Annotated in this window: 21 protein-coding genes; 8 read left to right on the forward strand and 13 right to left on the reverse strand. The window is 75.4% G+C overall.

Translation table 11 applies throughout. The annotated features are described in order from the left end of the window. Positions 1-13: 13 nt before the first annotated feature. Together HL054_RS14300 and HL054_RS14305 are read left to right on the forward strand one after the other, a co-directional pair. Complete coding sequence (locus HL054_RS14300) at positions 14-1087, forward strand: adenosine deaminase (protein ID WP_369139659.1); 1074 nt, start codon at positions 14-16, stop codon at positions 1085-1087. A 298-nt stretch (positions 1088-1385) separates the two neighbouring features. Continuing rightward, positions 1386-2945 (forward strand): DEAD/DEAH box helicase, encoded by a 1560-nt coding sequence (locus tag HL054_RS14305; protein ID WP_369139660.1) that lies wholly within the window; start codon positions 1386-1388, stop codon positions 2943-2945. A gap of 90 nt (positions 2946-3035) precedes the next feature. On the opposite strand, the gene HL054_RS14310 is transcribed toward HL054_RS14305, so the two are convergent. The 10 genes from HL054_RS14310 to HL054_RS14355 form a co-directional block, all read right to left on the reverse strand. Further along, positions 3036-4484 carry a hypothetical protein gene (locus tag HL054_RS14310; protein ID WP_369139661.1) on the reverse strand — a complete coding sequence of 483 codons (1449 nt, stop codon included), beginning with the start codon at positions 4482-4484 and terminating at the stop codon, positions 3036-3038. A gap of 63 nt (positions 4485-4547) precedes the next feature. After that, a complete protein-coding gene (locus HL054_RS14315) occupies positions 4548-5414 on the reverse strand; it encodes an aldehyde dehydrogenase family protein (RefSeq protein WP_369139662.1) in 867 nt (288 codons plus the stop codon). Beyond that, on the reverse strand, positions 5411-6856 hold the full coding sequence (locus HL054_RS14320) for an aldehyde dehydrogenase family protein (protein WP_369139663.1): 1446 nt from the start codon (positions 6854-6856) through the stop codon (positions 5411-5413). Before HL054_RS14320 ends, HL054_RS14315 begins: the two co-directional genes overlap by 4 nt. A gap of 1 nt (position 6857) precedes the next feature. Then, a complete protein-coding gene (gene deoC, locus HL054_RS14325; protein WP_369139664.1) occupies positions 6858-7853 on the reverse strand; it encodes a deoxyribose-phosphate aldolase in 996 nt (331 codons plus the stop codon). Between the two features lie 46 nt (positions 7854-7899). Next, positions 7900-8301, reverse strand: a complete 402-nt coding sequence (gene mnhG / locus HL054_RS14330) for a monovalent cation/H(+) antiporter subunit G (RefSeq protein ID WP_369139665.1) — start codon at positions 8299-8301, stop codon at positions 7900-7902. After that, entirely contained in the window at positions 8298-8648 is a 351-nt protein-coding gene (locus tag HL054_RS14335; RefSeq protein ID WP_369139666.1) for a monovalent cation/H+ antiporter complex subunit F, read from the reverse strand. The genes mnhG and HL054_RS14335 overlap by 4 nt, the downstream gene beginning before the upstream one ends. Next, positions 8645-9244 carry a Na+/H+ antiporter subunit E gene (locus tag HL054_RS14340; protein WP_369139667.1) on the reverse strand — a complete coding sequence of 200 codons (600 nt, stop codon included), beginning with the start codon at positions 9242-9244 and terminating at the stop codon, positions 8645-8647. The genes HL054_RS14335 and HL054_RS14340 overlap by 4 nt, the downstream gene beginning before the upstream one ends. Beyond that, on the reverse strand, positions 9241-11016 hold the full coding sequence (locus tag HL054_RS14345; RefSeq protein ID WP_369139668.1) for a Na+/H+ antiporter subunit D: 1776 nt from the start codon (positions 11014-11016) through the stop codon (positions 9241-9243). Before HL054_RS14345 ends, HL054_RS14340 begins: the two co-directional genes overlap by 4 nt. Then, on the reverse strand, positions 11013-11552 hold the full coding sequence (locus HL054_RS14350) for a Na(+)/H(+) antiporter subunit C (protein ID WP_369139669.1): 540 nt from the start codon (positions 11550-11552) through the stop codon (positions 11013-11015). The genes HL054_RS14345 and HL054_RS14350 overlap by 4 nt, the downstream gene beginning before the upstream one ends. Further along, positions 11549-14437, reverse strand: a complete 2889-nt coding sequence (locus HL054_RS14355; RefSeq protein WP_369139670.1) for a Na+/H+ antiporter subunit A — start codon at positions 14435-14437, stop codon at positions 11549-11551. The genes HL054_RS14350 and HL054_RS14355 overlap by 4 nt, the downstream gene beginning before the upstream one ends. 136 nt (positions 14438-14573) lie before the next feature. Between HL054_RS14355 and HL054_RS14360 the strand changes: the two genes are divergently transcribed. The 4 genes from HL054_RS14360 (at position 14574) to HL054_RS14375 (ending at position 17122) form a co-directional block, all read left to right on the forward strand. Next, entirely contained in the window at positions 14574-14990 is a 417-nt protein-coding gene (locus HL054_RS14360) for a helix-turn-helix domain-containing protein (RefSeq protein ID WP_369139671.1), read from the forward strand. Positions 14991-15071: 81 nt separating this feature from the next. After that, positions 15072-15695, forward strand: coding sequence for a uracil phosphoribosyltransferase (gene upp / locus HL054_RS14365; RefSeq protein WP_369139672.1), 624 nt, complete (start codon positions 15072-15074; stop codon positions 15693-15695). Positions 15696-15697: 2 nt separating this feature from the next. Continuing rightward, positions 15698-16588 (forward strand): Gfo/Idh/MocA family protein, encoded by an 891-nt coding sequence (locus tag HL054_RS14370; RefSeq protein ID WP_369139673.1) that lies wholly within the window; start codon positions 15698-15700, stop codon positions 16586-16588. 57 nt (positions 16589-16645) lie between these two features. Further along, a complete protein-coding gene (locus HL054_RS14375) occupies positions 16646-17122 on the forward strand; it encodes a DUF805 domain-containing protein (protein WP_369139674.1) in 477 nt (158 codons plus the stop codon). Here HL054_RS14375 and HL054_RS14380 read toward each other — a convergent pair. Next, entirely contained in the window at positions 17110-17586 is a 477-nt protein-coding gene (locus HL054_RS14380) for an Lrp/AsnC family transcriptional regulator (RefSeq protein WP_369139675.1), read from the reverse strand. The two genes, HL054_RS14375 and HL054_RS14380, sit on opposite strands and share 13 nt — an antisense overlap. A 141-nt stretch (positions 17587-17727) precedes the next feature. On the opposite strand from HL054_RS14380, the gene HL054_RS14385 reads away from it, so the two are divergent. Further along, on the forward strand, positions 17728-18996 hold the full coding sequence (locus HL054_RS14385) for an ArgE/DapE family deacylase (protein WP_369139676.1): 1269 nt from the start codon (positions 17728-17730) through the stop codon (positions 18994-18996). A 7-nt stretch (positions 18997-19003) separates the two neighbouring features. On the opposite strand, the gene HL054_RS14390 is transcribed toward HL054_RS14385, so the two are convergent. Both HL054_RS14390 and HL054_RS14395 read right to left on the reverse strand, forming a co-directional pair. Continuing rightward, on the reverse strand, positions 19004-20632 hold the full coding sequence (locus tag HL054_RS14390) for a phospho-sugar mutase (protein WP_369139677.1): 1629 nt from the start codon (positions 20630-20632) through the stop codon (positions 19004-19006). A 77-nt stretch (positions 20633-20709) separates the two neighbouring features. After that, positions 20710-21528, reverse strand: coding sequence for a purine-nucleoside phosphorylase (locus HL054_RS14395; RefSeq protein WP_369139678.1), 819 nt, complete (start codon positions 21526-21528; stop codon positions 20710-20712). A gap of 70 nt (positions 21529-21598) precedes the next feature. On the opposite strand from HL054_RS14395, the gene HL054_RS14400 reads away from it, so the two are divergent. Continuing rightward, entirely contained in the window at positions 21599-23095 is a 1497-nt protein-coding gene (locus HL054_RS14400) for a hypothetical protein (protein ID WP_369139679.1), read from the forward strand. Positions 23096-23098 lie beyond the last annotated feature (3 nt).

Raw genomic sequence — 23098 nt, forward strand, 5'->3', positions numbered from 1 at the left:
GTAGCGTGCGGGGATGCCCGCCGCACCACTGGACGCCGACTCCCTGCGCCGTGCCCCCAAGGTGCTGCTGCACGACCACCTGGACGGCGGCCTGCGGCCCCGGACGATCCTGGAGCTGGCCGACGAGCTCGGCTACCGCGAGCTGCCCGCCGACGAGCCCGAGGCGCTGGGCCGCTGGTTCCGCGAGGCGGCCGACTCGGGCTCGCTGGAGCGCTACCTGCTGACCTTCGCGCACACCGTGGCGGTGATGCAGCACCCCGAGGCGGTGCAGCGGGTCGCCCGGGAGTGCGCGCTGGACCTCGCCGCCGACGGGGTCGTCTACGCCGAGGTCCGGATGGCCCCGGAGCTGCTCACCGCCATGCCCCTGCAGACCGCGGTCGAGGCGATGCTCGACGGGTACGCGCAGGGCTGCCGCGAGGCCGCGGCCGCCGGCCGGCCGATCGTCGTCGGCGCGCTGCTGTGCGCGATGCGCCAGGCCGACCGCTGGGTCGAGGTCGCCGAGCAGGTCGTCCGGAGCCGGGACTCGGGCGTCGTCGGCTTCGACCTCGCCGGGCCGGAGGACGGCTTCCCGCCGGACCGCATCCCGGAGGCCATCGCGCTGCTGGACCGGGCCGGCGCGCACCGCACCATCCACGCCGGCGAGGCGGCCGGGCCGGAGTCGATCCGGGCGGCCCTGGACGGCGCCCGGGCGGAGCGGCTGGGGCACGGGGTGCGGGTCGCCGACGAACTGCCGCTGGACGGCCCGCTCGGCCCGGTCGCCCGCCGGGTGCTCGAGGCGCAGGTGCCGCTGGAGGTGGCGCCGTCGTCCAACGTGCAGACCGGCGCGTACCCGTCGCTGGCCGACCACCCGGTCGACCGGCTGTACCGGGCCGGCTTCGCGGTGACCCTCAACACCGACAACCGGCTGATGAGCGGGGTGTCGGTGAGCAGCGAGCTCACCGGCGTGGCGGCCACCTTCGGGTGGGGCTGGGCCGACGTCCAGGCGGTCACCGAGCAGGCGCTGGGCGGCGCGTTCACCGACCCCACCGAGCGGGCCCGGCTGCTGGCCGACGTCGTCCGCCCGGGCTTCGCCGCGCTGGCCGGATGACCTGGGCGAGGCAGGTCACCGGGGCTCGGGAATCTTTCCGGGCGCTGCGCTGCTAACCTGGACGTGCCGGTGAGTGCCGGTCATCCTCCCGGACGGTCCTGTCCGGGCAGCGCATCCGTGCAGATCACGCGTCATCGCAGACGGCGACGATCACCAGTGTGGACGCCGGGCATCCGGCGGTCAGCATCACCACGGGACGCGCACCGATCTGTATCGGAGTTCCCGCTTGTCCTCGTTCGGCTCTGTCGACGTCCAGAACACCGCACCTGAGTCCGACCTCCCCGAGACCACGGCCCCCGTGGTCGAGGAGACCCCCGAGCCGACCGGCCCGACGTTCGCCGAGCTGGGCCTGCCCCAGCTCCTGGTGACCGCGCTGGAGCGCAAGGGCATCCGCCACCCGTTCGCCATCCAGACCTCCGCCCTGCCGGACGCCCTCGCCGGGCGCGACGTGCTCGGCAAGGCCGCCACCGGCTCGGGCAAGACGCTGGCCTTCGGGCTGCCGCTGCTGGCCCGCCTCGGCGCCGACGTGCAGCACGGTCGCCGCGCACCCCGCGGCCTGATCCTGGTGCCGACCCGCGAGCTGGCCCAGCAGGTGCACGACAACCTGGCCCCCCTCGGCCAGAGCAACGGCGTGCAGCTGGCCGCCGTCTACGGCGGCGCCTCGATGTACCGCCAGATCCAGCAGCTGCGTCGCGGCGTCGACGTCCTCATCGCCACCCCCGGCCGGCTGCAGGACCTGATCAACCAGGGCGAGGCGACCCTCTCCGAGGTCGTCGTCTCGGTCATCGACGAGGCGGACTTCATGTCCGACCTGGGCTTCCTGCCGGTGGTCAAGGAGCTGCTCGACCAGACCAAGTCCGACGGTCAGCGGCTGCTCTTCTCCGCCACGCTGGACGGCGAGGTCGACACCCTGGTCCGCCGCTACCTCAAGGACCCGGCGCGCCACGAGGTCGCCAAGGCCGAGGACAGCGGCCCCCAGGCCGAGCACCTGGCCTACAGCGTGTCCTTCCCGGACAAGCTGAAGATCGCCGAGGCGATGGCCGCCCGCCCGGGCCGGATCATCATCTTCGTGCGCACCCAGCACGGCGCCGACCGCCTCGCCGACAACCTGCAGCACGTCGGCATCCAGGCCGAGGCCATCCACGGTGGGCTGCCGCAGTCGGCCCGCCGCCGCGCGCTGGAGGCGTTCACCGACGCCCGCAGCCCGGTGCTGGTGGCCACCGACGTCGCCGCGCGGGGCATCCACGTCGACGACGTGTCGCTGGTGCTGCACTACGACCCGCCGGCAGACCACAAGACCTACCTGCACCGCTCCGGCCGCACCGCGCGCGCCGGTGCCGCGGGCGTCGTGGTCTCCCTGCTGCTGCCCGACCAGGTGGGACAGGCCAAGCGCCGGTTCCGCCAGGCCAAGCTGGACCCGCAGGTCTCCCGGATCCGTCCGGGCGACCAGCCCATCGTCGACCTGGTCGCCGGTGGCACGTTCGTCGAGCCGATCGTCCGTCCCGTGCGTTCCTCGCGTGGGCCGTCCGGTGGCCGCGACGGGCGTCGCCCCTCCGGTGACCGTCCCGGTGGGTTCCGCAGCGGGCCGCGCCGTCCGGCCGGCGACCGCGAGCGCACGTACGGAGACCGCCCCTCGGGCGAGCGCTCCTACGGCGATCGGGATCGCACTGCCGGTGACCGCCCCTCCGGTGGCGACCGCAGCCGCTCGTACGGAGACCGCCCCTCGGGCGAGCGCTCCTACGGCGACCGGGATCGCTCCTACGGTGGCGACCGGGACCGTCGTCCCGGTGGGTACCGCGGCTCGAGCGAGGGGCAGCGCCCCGGCGCCCGCCCCGCGCGCCCGGCCCGCAGCTTCTAGGCAGCAGCACACGACTTCGGCCGGTCCCCGCACTGCGGGGGCCGGCCGAAGTCGCGTCCGGGGGGTGTCCTCCGCGGAGGGGGTCAGCGCCTACCGGGCGTCGACCGCGCTGCGGAAGACCAGCGCGGTGCCGACGTCCTCCACCACCTGCTCCCACGCGGTGACCAGCGCGGGCGCCTCCTCGGCGGCCAGCGGGGCGCGCGGGTCGGCCTCGGCGCGGGTGAGCGCCCGGCCCAGCGGCGCGGCGGGCGCAAGGTGCTGCTGCACCCGCGGCAGCTGGGCGTACTCGGCGAGGTCGAGCACCCCCTCGACCGGCTGCAGCAGCGCGCGGTGCTCCACCAGGCCACCGGCGCCCCGGGCGACCTCGGCCAGCACCTCGGAGATCTCCACCAGGTCGTAGCGGTCCTGCTCGGCCGGCAGCGGCGGGGTGTCGGTGTCGGCGACCTCGGGCCAGGACGCGATCTCGGTGAGGTCGTGCGCCTCGTCGCCGGCGCAGAAGCGGGACAGCTCGGCGGGGGTCGGGAAGAGGAACACCTGCCCCTCGCGGCCGAGGAAGCGCGCCCGGTCCTCCACGTAGCAGCGCAGGGTCAGCCCGGCGCCCTCGGGGACGACCACCTCCACCGGCAGGATCCCCACCGCCTCCCAGAACTCCTGGGCGGCGGCCACGGCGGCCGGGGTGGCGCTGAGGCCGTCCCCGCGGATGGTCCGGATGCCCGCGGCCGGCGCGGCGGTGGTGGCCGTGGCGCCACCGGCCGCGACGACCTCGACGTCGTCATCGACGAGCTCGTCGTCGTCCGCGTCCCGGTCGTCGTCCTCCGGATCGGCGGCCCGTGCCTCGGCCTCCTCGGCGGCGGACGGGTAGTCCTCGACCGCGACGGTGCCCGCGCCGGTCCAGTCCAGGTGCTCGTCGAGCTCCTCGAGGACGTCCTCCCACAGCTCGTCGACCGCGGTGCCCAGGCGGGCCCAGGACTCCTCGCCGTCGCGGCCGAGGAAGGCGTCGATGCCCAGCCCGAGGGCGGCGGCCTCCGGCCGGGAGACGAGGTCGGCGACGGACTCGAAGCCGGTGTCCTCGTCGTCCTCGTCGTCGTCCTCGTCGTCGTCCCCGGCGGCGTCGCAGCACTCGGCGAGCCGGCCCACGATGTCCAGGACGGCGGCCAGCTCGTCGACGGCCCAGCGGTCGGGGTCCTCGGCCACGACGTCGTAGACGCCGTCGAGGTCGAAGCGGTGGTCCTCGTCCGGGGTGAGGTCGGCGGCGGCCAGCCCGGCGACGACCGGCCAGACCGGGTGGTCGGCCAGGTCGTGGTCGGTGCCGGTCCGGCAGAACGCGGCCAGCGCGGCGGGGGAGGGGAACAGGTGGACGACGGCCGTGGGCCGCGGGGGCTCAGGGTCGTCGTCGTTGAGGTCGGCGCGCACCTCGACGGTGCTGCCGAGGAACGCCTGCCACTCCTCGCCGTCCTCCTCCCAGGGCGGCGCCCAGAGCGTGTAGCCCGTGCGGTCGTCGAGGGTCAGGGCGATGGGGACGATGCTCGGCCGGGACACGCGCCCATCCTGCCCGGTGGGCCCGGGAGCCCGCAGGCCGGTTCCGGACGGCGGAGGCCGCCGTCAGAACCCGATCGGGTGCCAGACGCTCTTGGTCTCCAGGAACGGGCGCATGCGGGAGAGGCCGGGGTCGGCGGTCCAGTCCGGCTCGACGGCGGTGCCGCGCAGCACGCGCTTGATCGTGCCGGCCGCCGAGCGCTCCAGCTCCATCGCCAGCGGCGCGGGGACGCCGGCCAGGTCGACCGCGTCGACGTCGGCGTGCTCGGCCAGCCAGGGACCGATCTCGGCGGCGTCCCCGGTGAGCAGGTTGACCACCCCGCCCGGGACGTCGGAGGTGGCCAGCACCTCGCCGAGGGTGATCGCCGGCAGCGGCCGGTCCTTGGAGCTCACCACGACGGCGGTGTTGCCCGAGGCCAGCACGGGGGCGAGCACGCTCACCAGGCCGAGCAGCGAGCTGCGCTGCGGCGCCAGCACGGCCACCACCCCGGTCGGCTCCGGCACGGAGAACCCGAAGTACGGGCCGGCCACCGGGTTGGTGCTGCCGAGCACCGCGGCCAGCTTGTCGGTCCAGCCCGCGTACCAGACCCAGCGGTCGATCGCGGCGTCCACCTCGGCCCGGGCCTTGGACGACGACAGCCCCTCACCGGCCGCGACCTCCTCGGCGAACTGGGCGGCGCGGCCCTCCATCACCTCGGCGACCCGGTAGAGCACCTGGCCGCGGTTGTAGGCGGTGGCGCCGGACCAGCCCCCGAACGCCTTCCGGGCGGCGACGACGGCGTCCCGGGCGTCCTTGCGGGAGGCCCAGGCGGCGTTCGCCAGGAAGTGCCCCTTCGCGTCGGTGACCTCGTAGGTGCGGCCGGACTCCGAGCGCGGGAAGGCCCCGCCCAGGTACAGCTTGTAGGTCTTGCGCACGGCCAGGCGGTCGGTCACTGGGAGTCTCCCTGCAGGTAGGCCGCGAGCCCCTGGCGGCCGCCCTCCCGGCCGTAGCCGGACTGCTTGTAGCCGCCGAACGGCGAGGTGGGGTCGAACTCGTTGAAGGTGTTGGCCCAGACCACGCCGGCCCGCAGCTGGTCGGTGACGGCGAGGATGCGGGAGCCCTTCTCCGACCAGATGCCGGCCGAGAGCCCGTAGGTGGTGTTGTTGGCCTTGGCGACCGCCTCGTCGGGGGTGCGGAAGGTCATCACCGACAGCACCGGGCCGAAGACCTCGTCCCGGGCGATCCGGTGGGCGGGGGAGACGCCGGTGAAGACGGTCGGCTTGAACCACCACCCGCGGCCGGGCAGCTCGCCCTCGGGCTGCCAGCAGGTCGCGCCCTCGGCCTCGCCGAACGCGGTCAGCTCGCGGATCCGGGCCAGCTGCTCGGCGCTGTTGATCGCGCCCAGGTCGGTGTTCTTGTCCATCGGGTCGCCGACCCGCAGCGTGCCGATCCGCCGCTGGAGCGCCGCGACGACGTCGTCGTGCACCGACTCCTGCACCAGCAGCCGGGAGCCCGCGCAGCAGACGTGGCCCTGGTTGAAGAAGATGCCGCGGACGATGCCCTCGACGGCCTGGTCGACCGGGGCGTCGTCGAAGACGATGTTGGCCGCCTTGCCGCCCAGCTCGAGGGTCAGCCGCTTGCTCGTGCCGGCGACCGCCCGGGCGATCGAGCGGCCCACCTCGGTGGACCCGGTGAACGCGACCTTGTCCACGTCGGGGTGGCTGATCACCGCCCGCCCGGTCTCGCCGGCGCCGGTGACGATGTTGACCACGCCGGGGGGCAGGTCGGCCTGCCGGCACACCTCGGCGAACAGCAGCGCGGTCAGGGGCGTGGTCTCGGCCGGCTTGAGGACGACGGTGTTGCCGGCCGCCAGCGCCGGGGCGACCTTCCAGGCCAGCATCAGCAGCGGGAAGTTCCACGGGATGACCTGCCCGGCCACGCCCAGCGGGCGGGGGGCCGGGCCGAGCCCCGCGTGCTCGAGCTTGTCGGCCCAGCCCGCGTGGTAGAAGAAGTGCGCCGCGGCCAGGGGCACGTCGACGTCGCGGGACTCCCGGATCGGCTTGCCGTTGTCCAGCGTCTCCAGGACGGCGAACTCCCGCGCGCGCTCCTGGAGCAGCCGGGCGATGCGGAACAGGTACTTGCCGCGGTCGGCCGGGCGCATCGGCCCCCAGACGCGGGTGAAGGCGCGGCGGGCGGCCCGGACGGCGCGGTCGACGTCCTCGTCGCCGGCGGTGGCGACCTCGCTGAGCACCTCCTCGGTGGCCGGGTTGACCGTCTTCAGCGGCGTGCCGGTGCCGTCGGTGAACTCGCCGTCGACGAACAGGCCGTAGCTGGGCCGGATGTCGACGAGGGAACGCGACTCGGGCGCGGGGGCGTACTCGAACACGGTGCTCATCTCAGTCCACGCTCACGTGGTCGGGGCCGCTGTAGTGGCCGGTGCGGAGCTTCTGGCGCTGCAGGAGGAGGTCGTTGAGCAGGCTGGAGGCGCCGATGCGGAACCAGTCGGGGGACAGCCAGTCGGCGCCGGCGGTCTCGTTGACCAGCACCAGGTGCTTGACGGCGTCCTTCGTCGTCCGGATGCCGCCGGCGGGCTTGAGGCCGACCTGGCGGCCGGTCGCGGCGCGGAAGTCGCGGACCGCCTCCAGCATCACCAGGCAGACCGGCAGGGTCGCGGCGGGGGAGGTCTTGCCGGTGGAGGTCTTGATGAAGTCGCCGCCGGCCAGCATGGCCAGCCAGGACGCGCGGCGGACGGCGTCCAGGGTGACCAGCTCGCCGGTCTCCAGGATCACCTTCAGGTGCGCGGACCCGCAGGCCTCCTTGACCGCCACGATCTCGTCGAAGACGTCGAGGTAGCGGCCGGCGAGGAACGCGCCGCGGTCGATGACCATGTCGATCTCGTCCGCGCCGTTGCCCACCGCGTCATGGACGTCGGCGAGCTTCACCGCCCGGCTGGCCCGGCCGCTGGGGAAGGCGGTGGCCACCGCGGCCACCTTGATGCCGGTGCCGGCGAGCGCCTCCTTGGCCACGCCCGCCAGGTCGCCGTAGACGCAGACCGCGGCGACGGCCGGGCAGCCGGGGTCCTCGGGGTCGGGGCGGCGGGCCTTGGCGGCCAGCGAGCGCACCTTGCCCGGGGTGTCCGAGCCCTCCAGCGTGGTCAGGTCGACCATCGAGATGGCGGTGTCGATCGCCCAGGCCTTGGCGGTGGTCTTGATCGAGCGGGTGGCGAGCACCTTCACCCGGGCCTCGGCGCCCACCTGGTCGACGCCGGGGAGCCCGTGCAGGAAGGCGCGGAAGGCGTCGTTCGAGCGGGTCACGTCGGCGAAGGGGTCCGGGAGGGGGCCGGTCAGGCTGCCCCCACCGGTCAGCGCGCCCGGGTCCAGCACGTGGGTCATGCCGGCATTCTCCACTCCCGGCGGCGGTGGCCGGACGACCCGTGCGTCAGCGCCCGGTCCGGGCGTCGCCGTCGGCCGGCTCGTCGCCGCGCGGGGCGCCGGCCTGGTCGGGGACCAGGCCGAGCTCGTCGACCAGCAGCAGGTCGCGGCGGACGTGCCGGCGGCGGTAGGCGATCCGGCTGACCATGTGGGCGCTCACCGGCGCGGTGACCAGCTGGAACAGGGCGACCAGCAGCAGCATCCAGGTGACCGACGCGCCGGTCAGCCGGATGGCCGCGCCGACCATGATCAGCAGCACGCCGGCGGTCTGCGGCTTGGTGCCGGCGTGCATCCGGGACAGCACGTCCGGGAAGCGCACCAGCCCCAGCCCCGCGGTGAGGCAGAGGAAGGCCCCGACCAGCAGGCAGGCCATGGCGACCACGTCGGCCACGGAGTCCACGTCGTTCACGTCGGTCCTCCCTCGGACGTCGTCCGGCTCTCGACTGCGGTCTCGGCCGCCGGCGGGAGCCCGACGTCCTGGCCGTCGTCCGCCGACTCCAGCAGCATGCCGCCGATGTAGCGGGCCACCGACACCGAGCCGACGAAGCCGAGCAGCGCGACCACGACCAGCACCGGGACGACGGTGGGGTTGCGGGTGAGCGCGGCGTAGACCGCCAGCCCCGCGGAGATGATCACCAGCAGGGCGTCGGTGGCGACCACCCGGTCCAGCAGCGACGGACCGCGCGCGAGGCGCACCAGGGCGAGCAGCACGCCGGTGCCCAGCATCGCGAAGACCAGTGCCGAGACGACGATCATGACGTGGTCCTCCGGTCCGGACGGCGTCCCGACGGGTCGGGCTGCGGGTCGGGGTCAGCGTCCAGCGCCGCGATGTCGGCGGCCGAGCCGAAGGCGCGCACCACGCGGTCCTCGGTGGCCAGCACCGCCGCGCGCTGCGCCTCGACCTCCGCCTCGTCCCGCACGGACAGCAGGTGCAGCGCGATGGTGCGGGCCTCCCGGTCCAGGTCGATGACGATGGAGCCGGGCGTGAGGCACAGCGTCTCGGTGACCATGGTGAGCAGCAGGTCGGAGTCGGTGCGCAGCCGGACCGAGATGATCGCGCCGTACCGGAGCCCGCTGGGCCGCAGCGTGTCCCAGGACACCTGGGCGCTGGACACCGCCAGGTCGAGCACGAACCGGCCCAGGTAGCGCAGCACCCCGGCCGGGTGGAAGGAGACGCCCCCGGTGACCGGGGGCAGCGGCAGCAGCCAGGTGACGGCGAGCGCCACGACGGTGCCGGAGATCAGGTTCGCCCAGGACCAGGTGCCCCACAGCAGGTTCCAGACCAGCACCAGGCCGACCAGCAGCGGCACCTGGTCGCGGAGCCGGCGCAGCGCGACCTCGGGGGCGGTCACGGCGCGTTCCGCTCGCCGAGCACCGACTCCAGGTACGGGGTGCGGTCCCAGAGGTCGGCGGCGGCGCGGTCGGTGTAGCCGTAGAGCGGGCCGGCGACGACGGTCAGGGCGGCGGTCACCGCGACCATGGCCATCGTCGCGCCGAGCATCACCCCGGGGAGCGGCTGCTCCGGGCCGGGACGGCGGCCCCGGGAGCCGTCACCGAACCCGTCCTCGCTCGGCGTGGTCGCGGTGGCGACGGCGGTGTGCCGGGCCCAGGCCCGCTCCCGCGCGGCGGCCCGGGTGCGCCGTCCCCGGCCGGCCGACGGGGCCGGGGACGCCGCCCCGTTCGCCGCCGCCACCCCGACCGGCTCCGGCGCGGGCTCCGGCGTGGTGTCCGGCGTGGTGTCCGGCGTGGTGTCCGGGCCGGCGTCGGAGGCGGCGGCCCGCGCGGTGTCGGCGGCGGGCTCGGCGGCCGCGGGCCGCCAGAACGCCCGGGTCCACACCCGGGAGATGGCGACCAGGGTGAGCAGGCTGGTCAGCACGCCGCCCCCGACCAGCACCATCGCCGGCCAGCTGCCCTCGTCGACCCCGGCCTCCAGCAGCCCGAGCTTGCCGATGAACCCCGAGAGCGGCGGGATGCCGGCGAGGTTCATCGCCGGCACGAAGAACAGCAGCGCCAGCAGCGGCGCGGACCTGGCCAGCCCGCCGAGCCGGTCGACCGACGTCGACCCGCCCTGCCGCTCGACCAGTCCGGCCACCAGGAACAGCGTCGTCTGGATGGCGATGTGGTGGGCCACGTAGAAGACCGCCCCGGCCATCCCGGCCGTCGTCCCGAGGGCGATGCCGAACACCATGTAGCCGATGTGGCTGACCAGGGTGAACGACAGGATCCGCCGGATGTCGGTCTGCGCGACCGCGCCGAGGATGCCGATGACCATCGTGGCCAGCGCCGCCCACATCAGCACGTCGTCCAGCGCGCCGCTGGGGAACAGCAGCGTCTGGGTGCGGATGACCGCGTAGACACCGACCTTGGTGAGCAGGCCGGCGAACACCGCGGTGACCGGCGCCGGGGCGGTCGGGTAGCTGTCGGGCAGCCACGCCGACAGCGGGAACACCGCGGCCTTGATGCAGAAGGCGATGAGCAGCATCGACTGCAGCAGCAGCTGGGTGCCCTCGGGCAGCTCGGCCAGCCGGACGGCGAGCTGCGCCATGTTGACCGTGCCGGTCGAGGCGTAGACCAGCGCGATCGCGGCCAGGAAGAGCAGCGAGCTGAGCAGGCTGACCACGATGTAGGTGATGCCGGCCCGGATCCGCGGCGCCGAGCCGCCCAGGGTCAGCAGCACGTAGCTGGCGGTCAGCAGGATCTCGAAGCCGACGTAGAGGTTGAACAGGTCGCCGGCCAGGAAGGCGTTGCTCACGCCGGCGATCAGCACCAGGAACGTGGGGTGGAAGATCGACAGCGGCGTCTCCTCGTCGCCGTCGGCCGAGCCCTGCCCGACGGCGAACACGAGCACCCCGAGGGCGACGGTGCTGGCGACCACCAGCATCAGCGCCGACAGCCGGTCGACGACCAGCACGATGCCCAGCGGCACCGGCCAGCCGCCGACGGACACCGCCTCGGCGCCGTTCTCGTCGGCCAGCAGCAGCAGCGCCACCGAGACGGCGAGCACCGCGGTCAGCACCAGGATGCTGAGCGTCCGCTGGGTGCGGGGGTGCCGGCCGACCAGCAGCGCACCGGCGGCGCCCAGCAGCGGCAGCAGCACCGGCAGGGGGGTCAGGACGCTGGTCACGAGCGGCTCCGCTGGGTCGGGGGCAGGTCGACGTCGTCCGAGGCGATGCCGGGGTGCCGCCGGCGCAGCGCGGCGTCGACGTGCTCGGTGTCCGTGCGGCCGGGGTGCAGGCTGTCGGCGTGCGCGGCCGGCCGGTCGTCCGGGTCCAGGTCGTCGGGGTCGAGGTCGTCGGCGTCCATCGCCTCGCGGGCGGCGACCCGGCGGTCCTCCTCGTCGATGCCCACGACCTCCTGGCGGACCAGCCGCCAGGAGCGGTAGATCATCGCCAGCAGGAACGCCGAGATGCCGAAGGTGATCACGATCGCGGTGAGCACGAGGGCCTGCGGCAGCGGGTCGCTCATCTCCTCCGGCTCGGCGACGCCCAGGATCGGGGCGAGGCCCGCGACCCCGCCGGAGGACAAGAGCAGCAGGTTGGTGGCGTTGCCCAGCAGCACGAAGCCGAGCAGCACCCGGGTGAGGCTGCGGTCCAGCAGCAGGTAGACGCCGGCGGCGTAGAGGCCACCGATGACCACCGGGAGCACGACGGTGGGGGTCATCGGACGATCACCTCCTCGGGGGTGGAGTCGATGGGGTCGTCCTCGTCGACCTGGCGGTCCAGCTCGGCGCCCAGGCTGCGCAGGATGTCGAGCACCAGGCCCAGCACGATCAGGTAGACCCCGATGTCGAAGAAGAGCGAGGTGACGAGCTTGACGTCGCCGAGCACCGGCAGGGTCGTCTCCAGGATCGCGGTCTGCAGCACCTCGGCCCCGAGCACCAGCCCACCGACCCCGGTGACACCGGAGAACAGCAGCCCGGCGCCCAGCAGCAGCCCGGGGTCGACCGGAGCGGCCTCGCCCAGCTCGTACCGGCCGCCGGCCAGGTAGCGCAGCACCAGGGCCAGCCCGGCCACCAGCCCGCCGGCGAAGCCGCCGCCGGGCTGGTTGTGCCCGGTGAACAGCAGGTACAGGGAGAACACGACGATCGTGTGGAACAGGATCCGGGTGACGACCTCGAGCACCACCGACCGGCGCTGCGGCGGCAGCAGCTCGCTGGCCGCGAGCCAGCGGCTGCGCGGCGCCCAGCGGGCCCGGGGCTGCGGCTGCGGCTGCGCGACCTGGTCACCGGCGCGCTCGACCGCGCCGGTGCGGCGGCGCAGGAAGACCAGGCTGGCGACCCCGGTAGCGGCCACGACCAGCAACGAGAGCTCGCCGAGGGTGTCCCAGGCGCGGATGTCGACCAGGGTGACGTTGACGATGTTCTGCCCGCCGCCGAACTCGTAGGCCTCGGCGGGGTAGTCGACCGACACCGGTTCGGCGGTGCGGCTGGCCAGCGCGACCGCCCCGACGGCGGCCATGAAGGCCCCGACGCAGACGGCGATGACCCCGCGGACGGCGCGCTCCCGCGGGCGGTGCCGCTCGGTGATGTCCTTGGGCAGCTTGCGCAGCACCAGGACGAAGGTGACCAGGGTGAGGGTCTCCACCAGGAACTGGGTCAGCGCCAGGTCGGGCGCGCCCTGCAGGATGAACAGCACGCCCAGCGCGTAGCCGGTGACCCCGACGACCAGCACCGCGGACAGCCGCTGGCGGATCCGGATGGCCAGCACCGCGGCGATCAGCGCGGCGGCACCGACCAGCGCCTGCACCGGGGTGTCCCAGGCCCGCCACTCGTCCGGCCACGGCGCCCGGAACACCAGCACCGAGCCGGGCAGGGCCAGCACGACGACGAGGATGGTGCCGAGGTAGGCCGGCAGCGAGCCGCGCTGGGTGGTGCCGGTGACCAGGACCGAGAAGCGGTCCAGCGCCTGCATGGTGTTCCAGTAGCCCTCGTCGGCGGAGGCGCCCACGGCCAGCCGCTGCTGCAGCCGGCCGACCCGGGCGCGCAGCGCGAACACCGCGAGGCCGCCGAGCACGGTCAGCGCGGACAGCGCCAGCGCCGGCTGCACGCCGTGCCACAGCGCCAGGTGCTCGGCCTCCGCCGCGACCAGCGGCAGCGACCCGGCGTACCCGCTGACCAGCGGGTCGAGCAGCGGGCTCGCCGGTCCGGCGACCAGACCGGTCAGCGCCAGCACCGCGGGCGCGGCCAGGAACAGCGCGCCGGGCGGGTGCACGAGCTCGGCCGGCTCGGTGGCGGCCAGTCCGGGCTTGCGGGCGAACGCCCCCCACAGGAACCGGGCGGAGTAGGCCACGGTGAGCACGGAGCCGGTGACCAGGCCGGCGAGCACCAGCACCGCGGCGGTGCGGTCGGGCAGCCCGCCGTCCCACAGGGCGGTGAAGGCCGCCTCCTTGCCGACGAAGCCCAGCAGCGGCGGCAGGCCGGCCATCGAGGCGGCGGCCAGCGTCCCGATCACCGCGAGCACCGGCAGCCGCCGGCCCAGCCCGGACAACCGGCGCAGGTCGCGGACGCCGGTGGCGTGGTCGATGACGCCGACGGTGAGGAAGAGGGTGGACTTGAACAGCGCGTGCGCGATGGTCATCGCCAGCCCGGCGGCGGCCAGCTCGGCGCTGCCGGCGCCGACCAGCACCATCAGGAAGCCCAGCTGGCTGACCGTGCCGAAGGCCAGCAGCAGCTTCAGGTCGTTCTGCCGCAGCGCCCGGTAGCCGCCGACCAGCATCGTGGCCAGGCCCAGGCCGATCACGATCGGCCGCCACCCCGGGACGTCGGCCAGGCCGGGGGCCAGCCGGGCGACCAGGTAGATGCCGGCCTTCACCATCGCCGCGGCGTGCAGGTACGCGCTGACCGGTGTCGGGGCCTCCATGGCGGCGGGCAGCCAGAAGTGGAAGGGCACCATCGCCGACTTGGTGACAGCCCCGACCAGCACGAGCACCGCGCCGGTGACCACGAGCGGTCCGCTGCCCGGGTCGGCGACGACCTCGGAGAGCAGGTAGCTGCCGGTGGCCTCGCCCAGCAGGATCACCCCGACCAGCATCGCCAGCCCGCCGGCCGTGGTCAGGATCAACGCCTGGCTGGCCGCCCGTCGTCCGGCGAGCCGACGGCCGGAGCCACCGATCAGCAGGAACGAGAAGACGGTGGTGAGCTCCCAGAACACGTAGAGCAGGAGCATGTCGTCGGCCAGGACCAAGCCGAGCATGGAGCCGGCGAAGGCGGTCAGGTTGCCGGCGAACCGGCCCAGGCCCTCGTCGCCGGGCTCGAAGTAGCGGGAGCAGTAGACCAGCACGAGCGCGCCGACACCGGTGACCAGCCCGGCCAGGGTGAGCGACAGCTGGTCCAGCCGGAGCGTGACGGCCAGGTCCAGGGTGGGCACCCACGGCGTCGTCTCGGTGACGGCGCGGCCGTCGGTGACCGAGCCCAGCTGCGCCACCGCCCAGCCGAAGGAGGCGCCGGGCACCAGGGCGAGGGCGAGGAACGCCGAGCGTCCCAGCCAGCGCACGAGCAGGGGTGCGGCCAGCGCGGCCACCAGGTGGAGGGCGAGCAGTGCGGTCATGCGTCTCCCGGGGTCGAACGGAGGAGCGGCTCGGGGGGACACCTCGGCCGTCGGGGACGACGCGGCGACACGGCCACCCTACCAAGCCCCTTTCGATTTGTTCGATTTGGTGAGCGAACCGGCCTATGCTCCCGGCGTGCACTCCGCAGCCGCCGCCGAGCACGCCGTCGACCCGCCCACCGACCCCGCCGTCACCGAGCAGCTGCGGGCGCTGGTCGCGGCGCTGCCGGCCGGCGCACCCTGGACGGTCGACGACGGGGCCGGCGGCCGCCTGCCGCTGCCCGCCGAGCTGCTCGAGGTGCTCGGGCTGGCCGCGGCCGCCCTCGCCGAGGGGCGGCCGGTGGCGCTGTCCTGCCACGAGCCGGTGCTCAGCACCCAGGAGGCCGCCGACCTGCTCGGGGTCAGCCGGCCCACCCTGGTGCGCCTGCTGGACTCCGGCGTCATCCCCTACGACCAGCCCCGCCGGCACCGCCGGGTGCAGCTGGCCGACCTGCTCGCCTACCAGGAGCGGTGCCACCACGCCGAGCGCGTGGCCGGCGACGCCCGCCCCTGACCCGGGCCGGTCCGGGTGCCCCGCGGGCCCCGGTCCCGCGGGGGAGGGGCGCCGGCCGGCGGGGCCGATACGGTGTGCGGCGTGCAGCTGACCGTCGTCGACCACCCGATCGCCCGCGCCCGCCTGTCCCGGATGCGCGACGAGCGCACGGACAACGCCGCCTTCCGGGCGGCGCTGCGCGAGCTGACCCAGATGCTGGTCTACGAGGCCACCCGGGACCTGGAGGTCACCGAGGAGCCGATCACCACCCCGGTCACCGACACGACCGGCTACCGGCTCACGTCCCCGCCGCTGATCGTGCCGGTGCTGCGGGCCGGGCTGGGCATGGCCGACACCGCGCACGGCATGCTGCCGGAGTCGCAGATGGGCTTCGTCGGCCTGGCCCGCAACGAGGTCACCTTCGAGCCCGAGCCCTACATGGCCTCGCTGCCGGCGTCACTGGTCGGCCGCGCGGTGTTCGTGCTCGACCCGATGCTGGCCACCGGCGGCTCCCTGGTGAACTGCTGCACCCTGCTCACCGACCGCGGCGCCACCGACATCACCGTGCTGTGCGCGCTGGCCGCGCCGGAGGGGCTGCGGCGGCTGGAGGAGAGCGGCCTGCCGCTGCGGGTGTTCACCGCCAGCGTCGACGAGCGGCTCGACGACCACGCCTACATCGTCCCGGGCCTCGGCGACGCCGGCGACCGCCAGTTCGGCTCGGTCTGACGGTGCGCTTCGCCGTCCTGGGCACCGGCTTCTGGGCGGCCGAGGTGCACGCCACCTCGCTGGCCGGCCACCCCGACGCCGAGCTCGTCGGCGTGTGGGGGCGCGACCTGGCCAAGGCGAAGGCGGTCGGTGCCCGGTTCGACGTCCCGGGCACCGACGACGTCGACGCGCTGCTCGCCGACGTCGACGCGGTCAGCTTCGCGCTGCCGCCCGACGTGCAGGCCCCGCTGGCCGAGCGCGCCGCCGCGGCCGGCCGGCACCTGCTGCTGGAGAAGCCCGTCGCGCTGACGACCGCCGCGGCCGACCGGGTGGTCGACGCCGTCGAGGCGGCCGGCGTCGCCTCGGTGGTCTTCTTCACCAACCGCTTCCGGACGGCGACCTCCACCTGGCTGGAGCAGGCCGCCCGCACCACGCTGGCCGGCGGTGCGGTCACCTGGCTCGGCTCGCTGGCCGGCTCGCCGTTCGACGACTCGCCCTGGCGGCACGAGCACGGCGCGCTGTGGGACGTCGGCCCGCACGCGCTGTCCCTGCTGGTGCCGGCGCTGGGCCCGGTGACCGCGGTGCAGGCCGGCCGCGGCCGGGGCGACACCGTCCACCTGGTGCTCGACCACCCCGACGGCCGGGCGAGCACGGTCACGGTCTCCGCGACCGCCGCCCCCCTGGCCGCCGGCATCGAGACCTGGGTGCACGGCGACGCCGGCCGGCTGGTGCTGCTGCCGGAGTCCGGCACCGCCGTGGAGGCGCACCGGGTGGCCGTCGACGAGCTGCGGGCCGCGGCGCTGACCGGCGGCGCGCACCCCTGCGACGCCGCCTTCGGCCGGGACGTCGTCCGGGTGCTGGCGGCCGCGCAGCGGGCCCTGGCCACCGGCTGCCGGGAGACGGTCGGGGGCTGACCCGCCCGCCACGGACCGCTCTCGCCGTGGGGGGCACGGAACAGGGAGACTGGGCGCGTGACCTTCTGGCAGTGGTACGTGCGGCGCGGGCGCATCGACCGGCGCACCTGGTGGCTGCAGTACACGGTGCCGCTGGCGGTGCTGAGCGCCCTGGCGCTCGCCGCCGACCTCGCGCTGGGCAACCGCGACCTCGCCGCGATCCTGGACGCCGAGCAGGGCTTCGGCCCGGTCTTCCAGGCGGTGACGCTGCTCGCCACCCCCGCCACCGTCTCGGCCAGCGCGACCCGGCTGCACGACCGCGGCATGTCCGCGTGGTGGCTGCTGCTGGCCTTCGTCCCGGTGTTCGGGCAGGTGGCGCTGCTGGTGCTCAACGGCTTCCTGCCCGGGGACCCGCGGCCGAACGCCTACGGCCCGCCGCCCAGCTGGGCGGAGTTCCCGGCCCCGGTCCAGCAGCAGCCGCTGCTGCCGCCGCCCGCGGCACCGCCGTCGGGGCCGCCGACCCCGCCGCCGTCCGCGCCGCCCTACTGGGGTTGACCGCCCGCTGACCGGGCCGCGCTGGTGAGCGGGGTCGGTCGGGAGAGCAGGTTGCTCAGCAGCAGCACCGTGTTGGTCTGCTGCACGTAGGTCAGGGCGCGCAGCCGGCTGACCACCCGCTCCAGGTGCCGGGCGTCGGAGGCGACCACCCGCAGGACGGCGTCGGCCCCGCCGGACACGGTCTCGGCCGAGACCACCTCGGGCATCCCGTCCAGGTCCCGCTTCATCCGCTCGACCGGCACCGTGCCGGTGGTGAACAGCTCCACCGACGCCGAGAGCGCCCAGCCCATCAGCAGCGGGTCGACGACGGCGGTGAAGCCGCGGATGGCCCCGTCGGCCACCAGGCGGTCGACCCGGCGCTTCGTCGCCGACAGCGACAGGCCCACCGCCCGCGCCAGGTCGGCGTAGGGAGCCCGCCCGTCACTGACCAGCCGGGACACCAGGGAGCGGTCGATGTCGTCCATGCCGTGATGCTAGTTCCTTGCGTCAGCTCCCTGACAAAGCAAGGAAGTGGTGCATGGACGCACGCGCGCCGCAACATGTCCGAAACGTCCCGCTCCCTACGCTCGGCGCGGACACCAGCCCACCGAGTGCGGGAGCAGCCGATGCCACTGACCAGCCTGGAGGCCCGTGCGGTGGCCGCGGTCGACCGCGAGGCGCTGGCCACGTCGCTCACCGAGCTGCTCGCCGTCCCGAGCGTCACCGGCTCCGACGCGGAGTCCGACGTGCAGCACGTGCTGGCCAAGCAGCTGACCGCCCTCGGGCTGGACGTCGACCTGTGGCCGCTGGACCTGCCCGGTCTCGCCGCCACCGCCGGCTTCCCGGGCACCGAGGCCGACCGCAGCGAGGCGTGGGGCCTGGTCGGCACCGCGCACGGCGACGGCGACCGGCCCGCGCTCGTGCTGCAGGGGCACGTCGACGTCGTCCCGGCCGGTGACCTGTCGCAGTGGCGCAGCGACCCGTTCGAGCCCACCTGGCGGGGGACGCGGGTGCACGCCCGCGGCGCCTGCGACATGAAGGCCGGCGTGGCGGCGGACCTGGCGGCGTACGCGGCCATCGTCCGCTCCGGCGTGCGGCTGCACCGGGGGCTCGCGCTGCAGTTCGTCGTCGGCGAGGAGGACGGCGGGCTGGGCGCCTTCGGCACGCTGCAGCGGGGGCACACGGCCGACGCCTGCATCATCACCGAGCCGACGAGCGGCACGCTGGTCACCGGCGCGGCCGGCGCGCTCACGTTCACCCTGGAGCTGCGCGGCCTGGCCACCCACGCCAGCACGCCCTACGCCGGCCACAGCGCGCTGGACTCCTACCTGCCGCTGCACCGGGCCCTGGCGGAGCTGTCCGGACGGCGCAACCGCACCGTCGAGCCGCTGATGCGCGAGTACCCGGTGCCCTACCCGATCGTCGTGGGCCGGGTCCGGGCCGGCGACTGGTCCAGCAGCGTGCCCGACCTGCTGTCGGCCGAGGGCCGGCTCGGCCTGCGCATCGAGGAGGACCCGGACGACGCCCGCCGCGAGCTGGCGGAGTGCGTCGCGGAGGTGGCCGCGCGGGACCCGTTCCTGCGCGACCACCCGCCGGTGCTGTCCTGGTCCGGGGGGCAGTTCGCCGGTGGGCACCTGCCCGCGGGGGAAGGGCTCCGCGAGCTGGTCGCCGACGTGCACGCCGACGTCACCGGTGGGCCGCGGCCGCGGGAGCGCGGCGCCCCCTACGGCAGCGACCTGCGGCTCTACGCCGGCGCCGGCATCCCGACCCTGCACTACGGGCCCGGCGACGTCCGGCTGGCGCACGGCCCGGACGAGGCCGTCGAGCTCGACGAGGTGCTGACCGTCACCCGCGCGCTGGTGCTGGCGGTGCTGCGCAGCTGCGGCGCCTCGTGACCGGCGGTCAGAGCCCCAGGGCCGCGGCGGTCTCGGTGCGCAGCCGGTCCAGCTCCTCGGCCCCGCGGCGGCGGGCGGCCGGCACCCCGGCGGCATCGGTCACCGGGACGACGACCTCGAGGTAGGCCTTGAGCTTCGGCTCGGTGCCGCTGGGCCGCACGATCACCCGGACGCCCTCGCCCTGCAGCCGGACGGCGTCCACCGCGGGGCGGGCGTCGGCGAGGTCGGTGGCCGCGACGGGCCGGCCGAGCAGCTGCGCCGGTGCCGACGCCCGCAGCCGCTGCATCGCCGCGGTGATCAGGGACAGGTCCTCGACCCGGACCGACAGCTGCCCGGTGGCGAACAGGCCGTGCTCGACGGCCAGCTCGTCGAGCCGGTCGGTCAGCGTGCGCCCGTCCGCGGCGAGCTCGGCGGCCAGCAGCGCGACGGCCAGCGCGGCGGAGATGCCGTCCTTGTCGTGCGCGACCGAGGGGGTCACCGCGTACCCCAGCGCCTCCTCGTAGCCGAAGACCAGCGGCGCCTCGGCCGACCCGGCCCGGATGATCCACTTGAAGCCGGTCGGGGTCTCCTCGGCGGGCACGCCGTGGGCGCGGGCCAGCTCGCCCAGCAGCGAGCCGCTGACCAGCGACCGGGCGTAGGTGCCCCGCACCCCGCGGCGCAGCAGCCAGTCGGCCAGCAGGACGCCGACCTCGTCACCGGTCAGCTGCCGGTCGTCGCAGACCACCGAGCACCGGTCGGCGTCGGGGTCCTCCGCGATGGCCACGTGCGCATCGGTCCGGACGGCCAGGTCGACCAGCAGGTCGACCGCGCCGGGCTCCTCCGGGTTGGGGAAGGCGACCGTGGGGAAGTCGGGGTCGGGCCGGTCCTGCTCGGGCACGGCGTGCAGCGGGGCGAAGCCGGCGGCGTCGAACACCCGGCGGGTGGTCGCCGACCCCACGCCGTGCATCGCGGTGTAGGCCAGCCGCAGCCGCTGCCGGTCGGCCAGCGCGACCCGGCCCGGCTCCAGCGCGTCGACCACGGCGGCCACGTAGTCGGCCTCGACGTCGTCGCCGAGGGTCAGCCAGTCGTCGGAGAGCGGCAGCGCGCGCGCCGGGCCGGCGGCGGCGATCGCGGCCTCGATCTCCCGGTCGGCCGGCGGCACCAGCTGGGCGCCGTCGGCGAGGTAGACCTTGTAGCCGTTGTCCTGCGGCGGGTTGTGGCTGGCGGTCACCATCACGCCGGCCACCGCGCCCAGGTGCCGGACGGCGTAGGACAGCACCGGCGTGGGCAGCGGCCGGGGCAGCACCTGCACGGCGAACCCGGCGCCGGCGAGCACCGCGGCGGTCACCCGGGCGAACTCGTCGGAGCGGTGCCGCGCGTCGTACCCGACGACCACGCCGCGGCCGGCCTGCCCGGTGCCGGCGAGGTACCGGCCCAGCCCCGCGGCGGCGCGAGCCACCACGGCGGCGTTCATCCCGGCCGGCCCGGCGCGCAACGGCCCGCGCAGCCCCGCCGTCCCGAAGGTCAGCGGCCCGGAGAACCGGCGCTCCAGCTCCGCCGTGTCCCCGGCCGCCACGAGCGCCTCGACCTCCGCGCGGTCGCCCTCGTGCAGGTCGGCCGCGGCCCACGCCCGCGCCGCGTCCAGCACCCCGGTCACGGCGTCCGACGGTTCGCTCCCGCGGGGCGCTCCGCTCCTCGCTCGTTCCTCGCTGCGATGCTCACGCCCCTGTCCGCTCACGGCATCCGCTCGATCAGCTCGACCAGGAAACCGCCCAGCCGGCCCGCGGCGGCCTTGCCCGCGGCCAGCACCTCCAGGTGGTCCAGGGCCTCGCCGGTGATCCCGGCGGCGGCGTTGGTGACCATCGACAGCCCGAACACCTCCAGCCCGGCGGCCCGGGCGGCGATCGCCTCCAGCGCGGTGGACATGCCGACCAGCTGGGCGCCGAGGGTGGTCAGCATCCGGATCTCGGCGGGGGTCTCGAAGTGCGGGCCGGGCAGCGCCGCGTAGACGCCCTCGGCCAGCGTCGGGTCGATCTCCCGGGCCAGCGCCCGCAGCCGGGCCGAGTACAGGTCGGTGAGGTCGACGAAGGTGGCGCCGACCAGCGGGGACCGCGCGGTGAGGTTGAGGTGGTCGCTGATCAGCACCGCCTGGCCGACCCGGTGCTCGGGCGCCAGGCCCCCGGCGGCGTTGGTCAGCACGACGGTGCGCACCCCGGCGGCCGCGGCGGTCCGGACGCCGTGCACGACCGGCTCCACCCCGCGGCCCTCGTAGAGGTGGGTGCGGCCCAGGAACAGCAGCACCTTGTGCGCGCCCACCTGCACCGAGCGGATCTCGCCGCCGTGCCCGGTGACCGTCGGGGCCGCGAAGCCGGGCAGGTCGCCGATCGCCACGCTGGCCAGGGTCTCGCCGAAGGCGTCGGCCGCGGGGGCCCAGCCCGAGCCCATCACGACGGCGACGTCGTGCCCGCCGCCGAGCGCCGTGGTCAGCTGCCCGGCCGCCTCGGCAGCCAGCGCAGCGGGGTCGACAGGGGCGGGGGTGGTCGGCTCGCTCACGGGCCGAAACTAGCCCAGCGCGCTGCGGGTCAGCGCTCAACACCGGCCGCCGGCTGCCGACAACGACGTCATGGAGCGCACCGACGTCGACGGCGTCCCGGTCTTCTCCGCCCCCGGCCCCGAGCGGATCACCGCCGGCCTGGTCTTCGGGGTGGGCTTCCGGGACGAGACCTTCGCGACCCGCGAGGTCACCCACCTGATCGAGCACCTGGCCATGGGCGCGTTGCCCAAGTCGCACCTCAAGTGCAACGCCACCACCGACGTCGACTCCACGACGTTCTTCGCCACCGGCCGGCCGGCCGCGGTGCGCGACTTCCTCGAGGCCGTCTGCCGGGCGCTGTCGGACCTGCCGCTGGAGCGGATGGCGATGGAGGTCGGCGTCCTGCAGGCGGAGAGCTGCGGCACCGGCTACAGCACCGCCGCCTCGATGTGGGCCGCCCGGTACGCGCTGACCGGGCCGGGGCTCGCCGTCACCGACGGCCCGGGTCCGGACTGCCTGACCCCCGAGGTGGTGCAGGCGCACGCCGCCCGCTGGTTCGTCCGGGAGAACGCCGCGCTGTGGTGCTCGGGCACGCTGCCCGCGGGCCTGCGGCTGCCGCTCCCCAGCGGGCCGGTGCCGGTGCGCGTGCGGCCGGTGCCCCGCCCGCAGCAGGGCCCGGTCTGGACCACCGGGGAGGCCCCTGGCGTCGGGCTGCTGCTGGCCGACGACCGGCCCTACGACAGCGCGCTGCGGATGGGCGTGGAGGTGCTCAGCGAGCGGCTGCGCGACGTCGCCCGGCACGCCCGCGGGCTCAGCTACCACGTCGAGGGGGCCGGGCTCGACGTCACGCCCGAGCGGCGCGAGCTGGCGGTCTGGGTGGACGCGCGGGAGGGCCAGGAGGCGCCCGTCGCCGGCATCGTCTGGCAGCAGTTCTCCGCGCTGTGCCAGGACGGCCCCACGGCCGAGGAGCTGGCGCACGCGCTGGCCGGGTTCGAGGAGGACGTCGACGGCGACCCGGAGGCCGTGGCCACCGCGGACGTCGCCGACGCCGCCCAGAGCGCCGTCACCGGCATGCGGCCGCTGCCGGTCGCCGACGCGCTCGCCGCCTGGCGGTCGGTCACCCCCGCCGACGTCGTCGCCTCGCTCCGGGCGGCGTGGGCCAGCGCGCTGCTCTACGTGCCGGAGTGGGCGCAGTACGCCGGCCCGGCCGGCCCGGTGGAGCGCCGGTACACCTGCAACGTCGTCCCCGGCCTGCCCGCCGGCACCGTCTTCCAGCCGCCGGCGGTCAGCCGCGCGCTGCGGCGGGCGCCCCGGCTCACCCTCGTCGTCAGCGACGCGGTGCTGGCCCACGCGGACGCCGACGGCGACGTGCACTGCATCCCCTGGGCGGCCGTCGAGGCGGTGGCGCCGGTGGACGGGTCCCGCGGGATCGTCGTGGTGGGCCGCAACCTGTGCTCGATCGTCGTCCACCCGGACCTGTACGGGAGGAAGGCCCACGAGCGGGTGGTCGAGCTCGTCCGCGGGCACGTGCCCGCGGAGCGCTGGCTGCAGCGCCGGCCCGCGCCGACGCTGGCCCCGGTCGGCTGACCT

The sequence above is a fragment of the Modestobacter versicolor genome (genome assembly GCF_041028285.1).
GTDB classification, from domain to species: domain Bacteria; phylum Actinomycetota; class Actinomycetes; order Mycobacteriales; family Geodermatophilaceae; genus Modestobacter; species Modestobacter versicolor_A.

Bases quoted from the DNA above. Each gene is read 5' to 3' on its own strand.
- HL054_RS14300 (WP_369139659.1), top strand. From the start codon at position 14: ATGCCCGCCGCACCACTGGACGCCGACTCCCTGCGCCGTGCCCCCAAG.
- HL054_RS14320 (WP_369139663.1), bottom strand. From the start codon at position 6,856: ATGAGCACCGTGTTCGAGTACGCCCCCGCGCCCGAGTCGCGTTCCCTC.
- deoC (WP_369139664.1), bottom strand. From the start codon at position 7,853: ATGACCCACGTGCTGGACCCGGGCGCGCTGACCGGTGGGGGCAGCCTG.
- HL054_RS14335 (WP_369139666.1), bottom strand. From the start codon at position 8,648: ATGATCGTCGTCTCGGCACTGGTCTTCGCGATGCTGGGCACCGGCGTG.
- HL054_RS14350 (WP_369139669.1), bottom strand. From the start codon at position 11,552: ATGACCCCCACCGTCGTGCTCCCGGTGGTCATCGGTGGCCTCTACGCC.
- HL054_RS14355 (WP_369139670.1), bottom strand. From the start codon at position 14,437: ATGACCGCACTGCTCGCCCTCCACCTGGTGGCCGCGCTGGCCGCACCC.
- HL054_RS14380 (WP_369139675.1), bottom strand. From the start codon at position 17,586: ATGGACGACATCGACCGCTCCCTGGTGTCCCGGCTGGTCAGTGACGGG.
- HL054_RS14385 (WP_369139676.1), top strand. From the start codon at position 17,728: ATGCCACTGACCAGCCTGGAGGCCCGTGCGGTGGCCGCGGTCGACCGC.
- HL054_RS14400 (WP_369139679.1), top strand. From the start codon at position 21,599: ATGGAGCGCACCGACGTCGACGGCGTCCCGGTCTTCTCCGCCCCCGGC.